The following is a 13,040-nucleotide window of genomic DNA, read 5'->3' as shown; positions in this document are numbered from 1 at the left end:
TTATAAAACAACTACGTGTTTCTGCTGCTCCTTTTTGCGGGAAACTACACGCATGGCTAAACAGCATTACCATCGATGAACGGTGCCAACGCCAATGCTGCTGAATCATCGCAACTACGGTGGCTGCAAATAAAAAAGGTTGCCGGAGGGCAACCTGTGGATAGTTATGTGTGTCGTGGATTATTTTATGGTCAACGCTTCGCCGTGAAATTGTATGCCATTCCAACCGTGTTTCATAAACTGACGAATGTTTTGATGGTCGGTGCCATCCGGCGTATCTAATACCGCTTTATAATGTTCTGCAAATAGAAATAGCGTGTCTTCTTCTGAGAGATTATTGATTTGGGCAAATGAAAACACTTTGGCGCTGCCCTGGTTTTGATTGGCTTCGTTGAAGGCGTCTCCGTTTTTAAATGCCGTTGGCTGATGCTGATAATATCTTTCGATGAACGCTACTACTTCTTTAAAACTGAGTGTATTGTTCTTTAATTGTCCAATCAGTGAATTCACCTGCTCTGTCATTCTGGGAGTATTTTGAAATGATATTTTGAATCTTTATTTATTTTTCAGGAAGAAGACTTTTCTATAGAGCAGTTTGCCTTCGTAATAAATGGACAGAAACCACTTGCCAGGTATCAGTTCCGTTTTTTCTTCGAGAATATATGCGGTAAAGCGACTCTCGTTTGGCTGAACGGTTTTATTGCGGGGTAAATAAATATGCTTTTCCCCTCCTTCCTCTGCATTGATCATAGAATCTGGAAATGTCCACACTGTCTGGATCGTAACTTCTTCGTCAAAGTTTGACTCTAGTGAATAGCGAACGCCGAATTCTTTTCCTAATTCAAGTGGAATGGTGTCTACTGGCTCTTTAATTGTAAACTCGCTGTGGTCTGAATTTGGTGTGCCGATGCCGTAGCCAAGTTCCATGAAACGGATCGTTTGCCGTTCATGGTTTTCTTTAGGTACATATTTTTTATCGTAGCTGGAATTGCAGGATGCGGTGAATAGCAACAATGCAACAGGAGCAAGAAATTGTCTCATCATAGCAATGATTCTTCCTCCAAATTAAGGAACTAATATTGTTTTTTCCGGAAATCACCTCGCTTCCAGGCATCGAAAAATTCTGCCCAGGCTAATGGACTAAAGATGTTCATTGGACGTTGTGCCGGATTTTGTCCGTAATAAATAGCGTTTGTTGCCTGAATACTCTGGTATTGCGCCTGGCTTTCACGGCCGTCACGCGGAAGTGTATATGCTAAAGCACGCAGCGTATATTCGTTGGTGTTTTTGCGAGCCATTTCGTACTGGTCGTCAGGAATATGCCAGTTTTTGAAAGCGTAATCAAATTGGTCGCGGGAAAGCATTGGACGGATAATCGTTTCCGGCAGATAGAATGTATCCTGAACCATGAGCTGAATCAGCGAAAAATAGTGACCAGGAGCATCTGTTGGAATGACATATTCTTTGCCACGGAAACCTATCGCAGAAAACTGGAGCGTATCGCCTTTGTAAAGTACCAATGTGAAAACGCCCTGATTACTGGTAGTAGCACCGCGATTTTTATTCTTCACGATTACGTTTACATCGGGTACGCCGCGGAGACTGTCTGCTGTCATTACCACGCCTGTAATCTGAATAATATTATCGTAAAGAGCAGACTGCGCATTTACATCCCTGGCCGCAAATAAAATAGTAATGATGAGGCAGGTAATATATGAGAGTCTGGTTCGCATAATAAAAGTAAAATTATGTGATTTAGCGTTTTAGAAGTACTAATGTAATACCAATATTACCAATTAATCTATTGATTCCGCTATAATTTTTTCTTCTACAAAGAAACTATCTATAGTGTACTTTTGCGGCAGATTTAGTGCACTTTAACAAAGGTTTATATGATAACAAAAGAAGCGGTTTTAAAGGCTTTAAGTAACGTACAGGAGCCGGATCTGGGCAAAGATCTGGTGACACTTAATATGGTGAGTGATATTGAAGTAGACGGGAAGAATGTGTCATTTACTGTTTTGCTGACAACTCCTGCCTGTCCGTTAAAGGAAATGATTGAAAAAGCGTGTGTCAACGCGATTCACATACTGGTAGATAAAGAAGCGATTGTAAAGGTGAATATGACGGCGAAAGTAAATAGTAACCGTAAGGATAATAAAGCATTGCTGCCAGGCGTAAAAAATATCATCATTGTGGCATCTGGTAAAGGTGGCGTTGGGAAATCTACGGTTGCTACCAATCTTGCATTAGGACTTTCTGCGGAAGGCGCTTCTGTAGGTTTGATGGATGCGGATATCTATGGTCCTTCGTTGCCGATCATGATGGGCTTGCGCGATGAGCGTCCGAAGATGATGGATGTGAATGGCAAGGGTATGATTGTGCCGATTGAGAAATATGGTATCAAGACGATGTCTATCGGTTTGTTGATTGATGAAAAGCAAGCAGTGGTTTGGCGTGGTCCTATGGCAAGCTCTGCGATCCGTCAGTTTATTACGGATGTGCATTGGGGGGATCTGGATTACCTGGTAATTGATATGCCTCCGGGAACGGGTGATGTACACCTAACGTTGATGCAGGCGATTCCGGTAACGGGTGCTGTGATTGTATCTACGCCGCAGGCTGTTGCTGCTGCTGATGCAAAGAAAGCGATCATGATGCTGAAACAGGATCAGATTAAAGTTCCGGTTTTGGGTATCGTTGAAAATATGGCTTATTTCACGCCAGCTGAATTGCCTGAGAATAAATATTACATCTTCGGTAAAGGTGGCGGTCGCCAGATGGCTGATCAATTTGAAATGCCTTTCTTAGGTGAAATTCCGATAGTACAAAGCATTCGTGAAGGTGGTGACCAAGGTGTTCCTGCTGTAATGAGTGATGAGGCAGCGGCGAAAAAACCGTTTGTGAACCTGGCGAAAAATGTGGCGCGTAACATTGCGATTCGTAATGCGAATCTGGAACCGACGAAGATTATTGAAATGCAGGAAGGGTAGGATTGCTGATGTCTGATCGCTGATTTTTGTGAGTGGTGAGTTGTCAGTTGTGAGTCCCGAAAAATAAAAATAATAGAAAGGCTGCGCTTGCGCAGCCTTTTTTGCCTCTTCTAGCTCCTCCGAAGGATGAGACTTCCAACGTGAGTAAATCCAAATTACGCGGGACTCTTCCTTCGTCAGATGACAAACGCGAGTGACTGTGTCTTTGTGCCGCCGCGAGAAAAAATCACAAACAAAAAAGGTTGCCCCTGTAGAGGACAACCTTTCATATTGGTTAATAAGAGAAAAGTCTGATGGTTTTCCGGAACTTGAACGGTGCCAACGCCACTGCTGTTTGATAGCGTGATGTTGTTGACGCCCCGAAAATTTATGCGCTACATGTTACGCAACCTTCTTCCATAGTACAAACCGGTCCTACGAAATCTTCATCGTTGGATACGCCTGTAGCAGTTGGAATTACTGGGTCCATGGAACGGCCGCCTTGTTTCTCTACTGTAAACTGAACAGCTTGTGCTGCAGCTTGTGTGCGGAGATAGTACATGCCGGTTTTGAGACCTTTTTTCCATGCGTGGAAGTGCATAGAAGTCAGTTTGCCTGAAGACGGACTGTCTACAAACAGGTTGAGTGATTGAGACTGACAGATATAAGCGCCGCGGTCAGCAGCCATATCGATCAGGTTACGTTGTTTGATTTCCCAAACTGTTTTGTACAGTTCTTTAATATCTGCTGGAATTGCGTCGATATTCTGGATAGAACCGTTTGCAGCGATGATCATGTTTTTCATGTCATTGTTCCACAAACCGAGCTGTACGAGGTCTTTCAGGAGGTGTTTGTTTACCACGACAAATTCACCGCTCAATACACGACGTGTATAGATGTTGGAAGTATATGGTTCGAAACACTCGTTGTTACCGAGGATTTGTGATGTAGATGCAGTTGGCATCGGTGCAACGAGCAATGAGTTGCGCACACCGTGTTTGATTACATCTTTGCGGAGTGTTTCCCAATCCCAGCGGTTGCTGGCTGGTGTTACATTCCACAGATCAAACTGGAATTGTCCTTTTGAAAGTGGAGAGCCAGGGAATGTTTCGTAGTAACCTTGTTCGACAGCGAGGTCTTTACTTGCAGTCATAGCCGCGAAATAGATCGTTTCGAAGATCTCTTTGTTGACCATTTTCGCGAGATCGCTTTCGAATGGAAGACGCAGCAGGATGAATACATCTGCCAAACCTTGTACACCGAGACCGATTGGACGGTGGCGCATATTGGAATTGCGTGCTTCATCTACCGGGTAGAAATTATAATCAATGATCTTATTAAGGTTTTTCGTAGCCTCATAAGTCACTTCATACAGTTTGTTGTGGTCAAATTTACCATCGATTACAAAACGTGGCAATGCGAGCGAAGCGAGGTTACAAACCGCAACTTCGTCTTTGCTGGTGTATTCGATGATTTCAGTACAGAGGTTAGAGCTCTTAATGGTACCGAGGTTTTGCTGGTTTGACTTGCGGTTGGCAGCGTCTTTATAAAGCAGATAAGGCGTACCCGTTTCGATTTGTGCATCGATGATCGCAAACCACAGATCCTGTGCTTTAACTACACGACGAGCTTTACCTTCTTTTTCGTAATGTGTGTACAGTTTTTCAAATTCTTCACCCCAACATTCGTGCAAACCTGGTGCTTCGTGCGGACAGAACAGGCTCCAGTCGCCGTTTTCTTCTACACGCTGCATAAACAGATCGCAGATCCATAAAGCGTAGAACAGATCGCGTGCGCGAAGTTCTTCTTTACCGTGGTTTTTGCGGAGATCGAGGAATTCGAACACATCTGCGTGCCAAGGCTCGAGATAGATTGCGAATGCGCCTTTACGTTTACCACCGCCCTGATCTACATAACGTGCAGTATCGTTGAATACGCGCAGCATTGGGATGATACCGTTGCTGGTACCGTTAGTGCCGCTGATATATGAACCTGTAGCACGTACATTGTGGATAGCCAGACCAATACCACCGGCGCTCTGCGAAATTTTCGCAGTTTGCTTCAACGTATCGTAGATACCATCAATGCTGTCGTCTTGCATAGCCAGCAGGAAGCATGAGGACATCTGTGCTTTTGGTGTACCAGCGTTAAACAATGTTGGTGTAGCGTGTGTAAACCAGCGTTCGCTCATCAGATTGTAAGTCTTGATGGCAGCGTCGATATCATCTCTGTGAATACCGATGGCCACACGCATATACATGTGCTGCGGGCGCTCTGCGATTTTGCCGTCGAGCTTCAGCAGGTATGATTTTTCCAGTGTTTTGAAACCGAAGTAGTCGAAACCGAAATCGCGATCGTACACGATGCTTGAATCGAGGAGTTCGGCGTTCGCCATGATGATTTCGTAAATATCGTCAGCCAGCAATGGTGCTTTTTTACCGCTTGCCTGATCTACGTAATCATACATTTTCTGCATGGTTTCAGAAAATGATTTGGTTGTGTTTTTATGCAGGTTGGATATAGCGATGCGTGATGCCAGCAAAGCGTAATCCGGATGTTTTGTAGTGAGCGAAGCGGCAGTTTCCGCAGCAAGGCTATCCAGTTCGGCTGTAGTAACGCCGTCGTAGATACCTTCGATTACTTTTTTCGCTACATCGATCGCGTCAACGAGCGGACTCAGGCTGTATGACAATTTTTCGATCCGCGCCGTGATCTTGTCAAACTTCACTGATTCTTTCTTTCCATTTCTTTTTATAACAAACACGATATATTCAGTTATGAGTTATTAGTTATGATTTATTAGTTGGGTAGTCGTTGTTTTTGTTTGGTTGTCAGTGATAGTCGAGTTGTGAATGTCTATTTCGTGAAATCAGTTTGCCACGTCGTGCCTTCTCGCAATGACCCGTATTGGGTGCTTATCCAACGCGTTTGGTCAATCGTCAATTACCAATCATCAATTTCAAATGATTTCGGCCAATCTCAAATCACCAATTACCAATCTCAAATAATTAAAAGTCTTCTTCCAGAGAGAATGTCTGTGATTCTTTTGAAGAGAGTACACCGGCTTTTTGGTAATCACCTACACGCTTTTCGAAGAAATTCGTTTTGCCTTGCAGGGAGATCATTTCCATAAAGTCGAATGGGTTGGCTACGTTGAACATTTTTTCGTAACCGAGTTCTGCCAACCAGCGATCCGCAACGAATTCGATGTATTGGCTCATCAGTTTTGCGTTCATACCGATCAGGTCAACGGGCAGCGCTTCTGTGATAAATTCTTTCTCGATAGTAACGGCGTCACCGATGATGTGGTAAACCTGTTCCTGAGTGAGTTTTTGGGAGAGCATGCTATACAGCAGACAAGCAAACTCGCAATGCAATCCTTCGTCACGGCTGATAAGTTCGTTACTGAAAGTAAGGCCTGGCATCAGTCCACGTTTCTTGAGCCAGAAGATAGAGCAGAAGCTACCGCTAAAGAAGATACCTTCCACTGCTGCAAAAGCAACAAGACGTTCTGCAAAATTTCCGCCTTCGATCCAGCGAAGTGCCCATTCCGCTTTTTTCGCTACAGCAGGTACGGTGTCGATAGCGTGGAACAGACGGTTTTTCTCAACCGGATCTTTGATATAAGTGTCAATGAGCAATGCATAAGTTTCAGAATGGATATTTTCCATCATGATCTGGAAACCGTAGAAACAACGAGCTTCCGGAAGCTGCACTTCGCTCATGAAGTTAACAGCAAGGTTTTCGTTTACGATACCATCACTGGCAGCGAAAAATGCCAGCACGTGCGAAATGAAGTGACGTTCGCCGTCGTTCATAGATGCCCAATCTTTAGCATCTGCGCCCAGATCAATTTCTTCGGCAGTCCAGAAGCTGGCTTCATGTTTTTTATACATTTCCCATACTTTGGGATAATTGATCGGCAATAAAACAAAGCGTTCTTTGTTTTCTCTGAGCAACAGTTCGTTTTCGACGTTCATTTCGGTGCTTTTATTTTGTTCTGAAAACTCTTTCTTGTGAGGTACTGAACGGAGCTGATTTTCCTGCTCAGTGGTTCAAAAGTATCACCGAAACATGGAACCAAATAGTTTAATTACTCACAGGAATGTGGATAATTTATTTTGTCTATCTGGAACAATAATCTGTAAATATTTTCTTATTTTATTAAGTGTTTTGGAACGGCTTACAGGTATAGATAAGCGGTTTTTTTTATGCAGGAAATAGTCGTCTGCGACGAATTTTAGAGCTGAATGAATAATGAAATACACAATGTGCAATAAATCCAGTGCCATAAGTTTATCTAACATCTATAGATAATTATGGATGAAAATTCATATATTCAGTTGTTTGAATAAGCATATATCCAATCATCTAATAAAACAAAACCTATGGTTTACACAGAAAACTACAACGGTGTAAAGTTGGATGTCCAGGCAGTAGACATCGATATCTCAGAAAATACCAAGGAGGTTATTCACGAAGCGATCGATAAAATGTCACGACACACACGTGATATTAATTTCGTGGATGTGTATATGAAAGACGAACCGCATCCGGTCAACTCCAAAACGGTTCGCATCAGAGTAGGCGTACCTGGCGAAGATGCTTTTGCTGATGATGCAGGTGAACATTTCGATCCGTTGATCCGTTCCGTAACGGAAAAACTCATTAAACAACTCGAACAGAAAAAGGCAAAACAGAATTAAGTTTAAGCATGCTATTAATGGAAAAAGTCTCACAACGTCGCTACAACGCAGTGAGACTTTTTCCTTCCCTCTAATAAATGGGCATTTTCAGATTGTAGGACATCATATTGGACATTAATCACATTCTCCACATTACTCGCATTCATCATCACATTTTTACATTCCTACATTACACATTTCTAAAAATTATTCTTCGATTGATGTGACTATAGCATTTGCCAGTTTGGTTTGAAACGTCGGATCTTTCATTCGTTTCATTTCTTCGGTATTGCTCATGTAGCCGGGAATTACAGCTACAGCCGGAACGGTGTTATTATGTAGTACCATCAGATTTTCTTTGTTGTCCACTTTGGGATCTGCAAAAGGTGCCATATTTTTCTTGATATTCTTGGCTAAAATCGCAGATTCTTCGGCAAAATGATTGGTTGCGTCGTATTTCAGCTCGGCTCCGCGTAGATTTTTATCTTTCTCCGAATTGTTTACATGAAACGAAATGAAATAAGTTTTTCTATCTTCTGAAGGAATCGGCATCGGTGCACGATCACCCATAGTTTTGTACGCACCATCAGAAACGCGTTCCATTACCACTTCCATGCCGTGATTTTTTGCCACTTTTTCCAGGGCTTGGGCAAATTGCAGCGCGAGCATGCTTTCCCATTGGTCGTCTTTCGATACAGTACCTGTTTTATCATTACCATGTGAAGCATCAATCACAAGACGGATTTTTTGCTTTGCAGGCGTAAATGAAGTCAGGGTAGTGAAGCCGATCAGCGACGCGGCAAGGATTTTCTTGAACATAGGTGATTTTATTTAAGTGTAAGGTAAGGGATTTGGTGGGTTGTGTGATCGTCGTGTTAGATAGATTATAATTTTGATTTTGTTGAGTGTACCAAGAATTGGTATATTTGAGATAAGGTTTTCAAATAATGGCAAAAAATACTTCAATTCTTTTGGGCGATCACTTTGATAATTTTATTAATCATCAAATCCAAAGTGGCCGTTTTTCATCAGCCAGCGAGGTTGTCAGGGCAGCATTACGACTTTTTGAGGAGGAGGAAATTCAAAAAAGTGAACTCGTGAAAGAACTTAAAAAAGGCGAAAAATCTGAGTTTGTTTCAAAAATTGATCGTAAAAAAATCATTAAAGATTTCCACAGGAAATATTCGGCAGATGAATTATAAAATTAGTGTCAAGGCTTTGGATGATATTGAAAATATTTGGCTTTACACTTTTGAGAATTGGTCAGTGGAACAGGCTGATCGGTATGCTAATTTAATTTTTGATGAGATTGAGTATTTAGCAGATTATCCGAATTCTGGAAAGGACTTAGGCCATATCCGCAAGAACTATCGTTGCTCAAAAGTTAAATCGCACTTAATATTCTACCGATATATGGAGAAGCAGAGTAGTATCGAAATAGTAAGAATTCTACATGAAAGAATGCAGATTGAAAATCGTTTAGATGATTGAGCATTCTTGGACAGAACAATCAGGGATAGCGGTATTCATCGAATAAATTAGAACGGGCGACCCTAAGTCGCCCGTTTGTTATATTGTTTTTTACGCTAAATATTTCCCCACAATTGGCACTCTTCTTCCTACACCAAATGCTTTCGGCGATACACGAATGATCGGGCAGAACTGGTTGCGTTTGTATTCATTCATATTCGTCAGCTTTAATGCGCGATGCACTACTGCTGGATCGAAACCTTGTGCGATGATTTCGTTTGGTCCCTGACGACGTTCAATGTATTGATATAAAACAGCATCTAACACTGCGTAATCAGGTAAGCTGTCGCTGTCTTTCTGACCCGGGCGTAATTCTGCGCTTGGTGCTTTATCTATGATATTCTGCGGAATGATTTCGCCATTACGATTAATGTAGCGCGCTAATGCATAAACCTGCATTTTGTACAGATCGCCCAGTACGCCTAATCCGCCGGCCATGTCGCCGTAAAGTGTTCCATAGCCGGTTGAAAGTTCACTTTTGTTGGAAGTATTCAGCAAAATAGAACCGAATTTATTGCTCAAAGCCATTACCAGCGCACCTCTGATGCGCGATTGGAGATTTTCTTCTGCTACGTTAAATGGCAAGCCGGCAAACACAGGTTCCAGTGTTTTTTCGTAAGTATCGAAGATATCTTTGATCGGCAGGATGTCGTAATGATTGTCGAGGTTTTTAGAAAGTTGTACGGCATCATCCACAGAGTGGTCTGTTGAAAACTGCGATGGCATAAGCAACGCGCGTACATTTTCCGCACCCAGTGCTTCGCAGGCCAAAGCCAATACTACTGCGCTATCTATACCACCGGAAGATGCAACAATCGCTTTGGTAAAGCCCATTTTCCCGAAATAATCACGAATGCCTGTAAGTAGTGCCTGGTGTATTTTTTCAATTCCTTTTTCGCTGTCGAACTGATTTGGCGTGAGTGGGACTAATGGCACATCTGCAGCTTTACGCACTACGTTTTCTTCAAAACCTCCATCTTCGTTCCAGTGAATGCATTGCATCGATTCTTCGAAATAAGGCATTTCCAAAACCAGATCCTGGTCTTTGGTCATTACCAGTGAGCCACCATCAAAAACGATTTCTGTTTGCGAACCAATGGCATTGCAGTACACCATTGGAATACTGTATTTCGCGACATTCTGCTTCACAATTCCTTTGCGGCCGTCGGCATGTACATAATCAAACGGAGAAGCGCTCAGATTGATCATGATGTCCGGCTTTTGATCCATAAGCATATCCATCGGGCAAATGCGATATAGCGGATCATCGCCAAGATTCCAGATATCTTCACAGATCGTTACCGCGAGTTTCTTTCCTTTGAATTCCACTACTTGCCAGTCGTACGCTGGTTCGAAATAGCGGTATTCATCAAAAATATCGTAGGTTGGCAGCAGTGTTTTATGAACAATCTGTTTGATTTCTTTTTCGTAGAGGAAAAAAGCAGCGTTGAACAGATCTTTACCTTCTATTCTTGGGTTTCTGGACGGGCCTCCAACCAACACGGCAATCGTATCCGCTTCTTCACGGATCTTATCGATGGCCGCTTTCGATGTTTCTATAAAATCATTGAACTCGAGAAAATCGCGCGGAGGATAGCCGCAAACGGAGAGCTCGGAGAAAACGATGAGATCTCCATTCTGTTGTTTGGCTTCTTTTATTGCCCGGATGATCTTTTCGGTATTCGCTTCGAAATTGCCTATATGATAGTTCTGTTGCGCGAGAAATATTTTCATACGATCTGTATAACCTCTTTTAACGCTGTAAAATTACCAGTCTTCATTAATCTTGGCTTATTATTTTTGTCTGGCAAATTTTTAAAATCAGAATAATGGCAGTTAAAAGGCTGAAGCAATATATCACAACCGGTTTACTCGGCATCGCCACCATTTTTGCGGCGTGTAATGGCGGGAAAAAAGCTCCGGATGTTTCCAATATTAAGGTGGATCTCAACACAAGACGACTGGACCGTGATCTGCAGCAGCTCGATACCAATAATTTGGCTGCCGGCCTGAAAGGTCTGGATGCCAAATACCCGGACTTCCTGAATTTTTATCTGGATACGCTCATGGGCTTTAGTATTCGTGGAAATTATACGGATACCAATGGCGGTATTTCTGATGGATTAAAAACTTTTCTGACCTACAAAGATTACCGCGGCCTGTTCGATACAGTCAATAAACATTTTCCTGATACGAAAGTTATAGACGGCGATCTGACGAATTCGTTCAAATACATGAAACATTATTATCCGGCATTTAAGATTCCAAAGGTGGTGTATTTCACTTCCGGGCTTAATAACTGGAGTGCGATCACCTATAATGATGTAGTAGGCATCGGTCTGGATATGTACCTGGGGCCGAAATATCCGTATTATGCTTCGGTGGGCATTCCAGCTTATGTAACCCAGCATTTGCTGCCGCAATATGTTGCTGTGAATGTGATGTCAGCTATTTATTACAATGATCATCCGTTTGTAATGGAAGGCAAGAACTTGCTTGATTTGATGATTCAGCGCGGTAAGCAACAATATTTTCTGGAAAGAGTAATGCCTTTTGCAGATGATACTTTGCGTTTTGGCTACACCGGAAAACAAATGGAGTGGTGCAACAAAAGCGAAGCGGATGTTTATAATTTCTTCCTGACGCAAAATCTGATGTACGAAACCAATTGGCAGAAAATTGTGCGTTATGTAAACGATGGTCCGAATTCGACAGGTATGCCTTCTGAAAGTCCTGGAAATATAGGTACATGGCTCGGGTATAAAATCGTTAGCGCTTATATGGAGCAGCATCCCGACCTGACGATGGATAAAATGCTCGCGCAAAAAGACGACGCACAGAAGATTTTGCAAGAGTCGAAGTACAAACCCAAATAGAATCTTCGGCGCTTAACGCCTAACACCTAAAGCTGAAGGCTGTGTTGTAAAACAGTTTTCAGCTTTTTGTTTGTTTGCAACTGGCTTTGAGCCTTATGCTTTGAGCTCTTTTCTGTATTTTTAATTAATGGCGGAAACTTATCAGATAAAATTGCCTCAGTTTGAAGGCCCGTTTGATCTGTTGCTCTTTTTTATAGAGCGCGATGAACTGGATATCTATAATATTCCGATCAATAAAATCACGAAAGATTTCCTCGAATACATTCATCAGATCAATTCGCTGAATATTGAGCTGGCAAGTGAATTCATTTTTTTCATCTCCACATTGATGCGAATTAAAGCAAAAATGCTCCTACCGAGGCGAGACATGGATTCGCTGGGAAATGAAATAGATCCGAGACAGGAACTGGTGGACAAAGTGCTTGAATACAAACGCTTCAAAGAAGCTTCGGAGCAGATGGGAATTATGGAAGCGGAGCGTTTGCTACAACAGAAACGCGGCAATATTAAGGCCGAGCTGGACGCGCTGACGGAAGAATATTCCGAAGGAACAGAGATACAAACAGTAACGATGTTTAAGTTGATGCAGGCGTTTGAAAAAGTGATGAAGAAACTGCATGACCGCTTAAACAAGCCACAGCACGTTGTTGTGAAGTATAATTATTCGCAGGAAGGGCAACGCACTTTTCTGGTCGATTATTTACAAACCCAACCGCGTGTTGCTTTTGAAACAATTTTTGCACAATGTGAAACGCGCATTCACGCCATATTTACGTTTCTGGCAATGCTTGAATTGGTACAACAGAAATTTTTCGGTATTTTAGTAGGAGAAGGACGGAACAACTTCATCATCGAGTGGAATGATAACCGTGATGCAGATGTCGATGCGATGAACGAAACAGATCAAAACAACGGGGAAGTGCCTGATGTTACTAGTGAGCAGGAATCTCCCGAATCATAATCGAGCACGCAATATG

The 13,040-nt window shown here is 42.4% G+C and carries 13 protein-coding genes; 6 read left to right on the top strand and 7 right to left on the bottom strand.

The window, feature by feature from the left end:
- Positions 1-180: 180 nt before the first annotated feature.
- Genes DN068_RS04765 through DN068_RS04755 form a run of 3 tightly spaced genes read right to left on the bottom strand, consistent with a single transcriptional unit; the run spans position 181 to position 1,733 of the window.
- A complete protein-coding gene (locus DN068_RS04765; protein WP_110997739.1) occupies positions 181-522 on the bottom strand; it encodes a HopJ type III effector protein in 342 nt (113 codons plus the stop codon).
- 33 nt (positions 523-555) lie between these two features.
- The gene (locus DN068_RS04760) at positions 556-1,044 is read right to left on the bottom strand and encodes a DUF3859 domain-containing protein (protein WP_110997738.1); all 489 of its coding nucleotides are present in this window, start codon (positions 1,042-1,044) and stop codon (positions 556-558) included.
- 29 nt (positions 1,045-1,073) lie between these two features.
- Positions 1,074-1,733 carry a carboxypeptidase-like regulatory domain-containing protein gene (locus tag DN068_RS04755; protein ID WP_243630099.1) on the bottom strand — a complete coding sequence of 220 codons (660 nt, stop codon included), beginning with the start codon at positions 1,731-1,733 and terminating at the stop codon, positions 1,074-1,076.
- Positions 1,734-1,892: 159 nt separating this feature from the next.
- On the opposite strand from DN068_RS04755, the gene DN068_RS04750 reads away from it, so the two are divergent.
- Positions 1,893-2,993, top strand: coding sequence for an Mrp/NBP35 family ATP-binding protein (locus DN068_RS04750; protein ID WP_110997737.1), 1,101 nt, complete (start codon positions 1,893-1,895; stop codon positions 2,991-2,993).
- Between the two features lie 367 nt (positions 2,994-3,360).
- Here the strand turns inward: DN068_RS04750 and DN068_RS04745 are convergent, their stop codons facing one another.
- Both DN068_RS04745 and DN068_RS04740 read right to left on the bottom strand, forming a co-directional pair.
- Positions 3,361-5,736: a ribonucleoside-diphosphate reductase subunit alpha gene (locus tag DN068_RS04745; RefSeq protein ID WP_110997736.1), complete on the bottom strand. Its 2,376-nt coding sequence runs from the start codon at positions 5,734-5,736 to the stop codon at positions 3,361-3,363.
- A gap of 244 nt (positions 5,737-5,980) precedes the next feature.
- Positions 5,981-6,952, bottom strand: coding sequence for a ribonucleoside-diphosphate reductase small subunit (locus DN068_RS04740; RefSeq protein WP_110997735.1), 972 nt, complete (start codon positions 6,950-6,952; stop codon positions 5,981-5,983).
- A gap of 408 nt (positions 6,953-7,360) precedes the next feature.
- Here DN068_RS04740 and DN068_RS04730 point away from each other — a divergent pair, with 408 nt between their 5' ends.
- The gene (locus DN068_RS04730; protein WP_110997733.1) at positions 7,361-7,678 is read left to right on the top strand and encodes an HPF/RaiA family ribosome-associated protein; all 318 of its coding nucleotides are present in this window, start codon (positions 7,361-7,363) and stop codon (positions 7,676-7,678) included.
- A gap of 186 nt (positions 7,679-7,864) precedes the next feature.
- Here DN068_RS04730 and DN068_RS04725 read toward each other — a convergent pair whose 3' ends face one another.
- Positions 7,865-8,476, bottom strand: coding sequence for an N-acetylmuramoyl-L-alanine amidase family protein (locus DN068_RS04725; protein WP_110997732.1), 612 nt, complete (start codon positions 8,474-8,476; stop codon positions 7,865-7,867).
- Between the two features lie 128 nt (positions 8,477-8,604).
- Between DN068_RS04725 and DN068_RS04720 the strand changes: the two genes are divergently transcribed.
- Positions 8,605-8,859, top strand: a complete 255-nt coding sequence (locus DN068_RS04720; protein ID WP_110997731.1) for a type II toxin-antitoxin system ParD family antitoxin — start codon at positions 8,605-8,607, stop codon at positions 8,857-8,859.
- Positions 8,849-9,148, top strand: coding sequence for a type II toxin-antitoxin system RelE/ParE family toxin (locus DN068_RS04715; protein ID WP_110997730.1), 300 nt, complete (start codon positions 8,849-8,851; stop codon positions 9,146-9,148). The genes DN068_RS04720 and DN068_RS04715 overlap by 11 nt, the downstream gene beginning before the upstream one ends.
- Before the next feature lie 90 nt (positions 9,149-9,238).
- On the opposite strand, the gene DN068_RS04710 is transcribed toward DN068_RS04715, so the two are convergent.
- The gene (locus tag DN068_RS04710; protein ID WP_110997729.1) at positions 9,239-10,921 is read right to left on the bottom strand and encodes an NAD+ synthase; all 1,683 of its coding nucleotides are present in this window, start codon (positions 10,919-10,921) and stop codon (positions 9,239-9,241) included.
- Between the two features lie 95 nt (positions 10,922-11,016).
- On the opposite strand from DN068_RS04710, the gene gldB reads away from it, so the two are divergent.
- Both gldB and DN068_RS04700 read left to right on the top strand, forming a co-directional pair.
- The gene (gene gldB, locus DN068_RS04705) at positions 11,017-12,063 is read left to right on the top strand and encodes a gliding motility lipoprotein GldB (RefSeq protein ID WP_110997728.1); all 1,047 of its coding nucleotides are present in this window, start codon (positions 11,017-11,019) and stop codon (positions 12,061-12,063) included.
- 127 nt (positions 12,064-12,190) lie between these two features.
- Positions 12,191-13,024 (top strand): segregation and condensation protein A, encoded by an 834-nt coding sequence (locus DN068_RS04700; protein WP_110997727.1) that lies wholly within the window; start codon positions 12,191-12,193, stop codon positions 13,022-13,024.
- The last annotated feature ends 16 nt before the right edge of the window (positions 13,025-13,040 follow it).

The sequence above is a fragment of the Taibaiella soli genome, assembly GCF_003236175.1.
GTDB lineage: Bacteria > Bacteroidota > Bacteroidia > Chitinophagales > Chitinophagaceae > QKTW01.
This window is presented reverse-complemented; position numbering and strand designations above follow the sequence as displayed.

Coding starts and splice junctions, on each gene's coding strand:
- DN068_RS04760 (WP_110997738.1), bottom strand. CDS start 1,044: ATGATGAGACAATTTCTTGCTCCTGTTGCATTGTTGCTATTCACCGCA.
- DN068_RS04750 (WP_110997737.1), top strand. CDS start 1,893: ATGATAACAAAAGAAGCGGTTTTAAAGGCTTTAAGTAACGTACAGGAG.
- DN068_RS04765 (WP_110997739.1), bottom strand. CDS start 522: ATGACAGAGCAGGTGAATTCACTGATTGGACAATTAAAGAACAATACA.
- DN068_RS04700 (WP_110997727.1), top strand. CDS start 12,191: ATGGCGGAAACTTATCAGATAAAATTGCCTCAGTTTGAAGGCCCGTTT.
- DN068_RS04710 (WP_110997729.1), bottom strand. CDS start 10,921: ATGAAAATATTTCTCGCGCAACAGAACTATCATATAGGCAATTTCGAA.
- DN068_RS04730 (WP_110997733.1), top strand. CDS start 7,361: ATGGTTTACACAGAAAACTACAACGGTGTAAAGTTGGATGTCCAGGCA.
- DN068_RS04715 (WP_110997730.1), top strand. CDS start 8,849: ATGAATTATAAAATTAGTGTCAAGGCTTTGGATGATATTGAAAATATT.
- DN068_RS04725 (WP_110997732.1), bottom strand. CDS start 8,476: ATGTTCAAGAAAATCCTTGCCGCGTCGCTGATCGGCTTCACTACCCTG.
- DN068_RS04755 (WP_243630099.1), bottom strand. CDS start 1,733: ATGCGAACCAGACTCTCATATATTACCTGCCTCATCATTACTATTTTA.
- DN068_RS04720 (WP_110997731.1), top strand. CDS start 8,605: ATGGCAAAAAATACTTCAATTCTTTTGGGCGATCACTTTGATAATTTT.
- gldB (WP_110997728.1), top strand. CDS start 11,017: ATGGCAGTTAAAAGGCTGAAGCAATATATCACAACCGGTTTACTCGGC.
- DN068_RS04740 (WP_110997735.1), bottom strand. CDS start 6,952: ATGAACGTCGAAAACGAACTGTTGCTCAGAGAAAACAAAGAACGCTTT.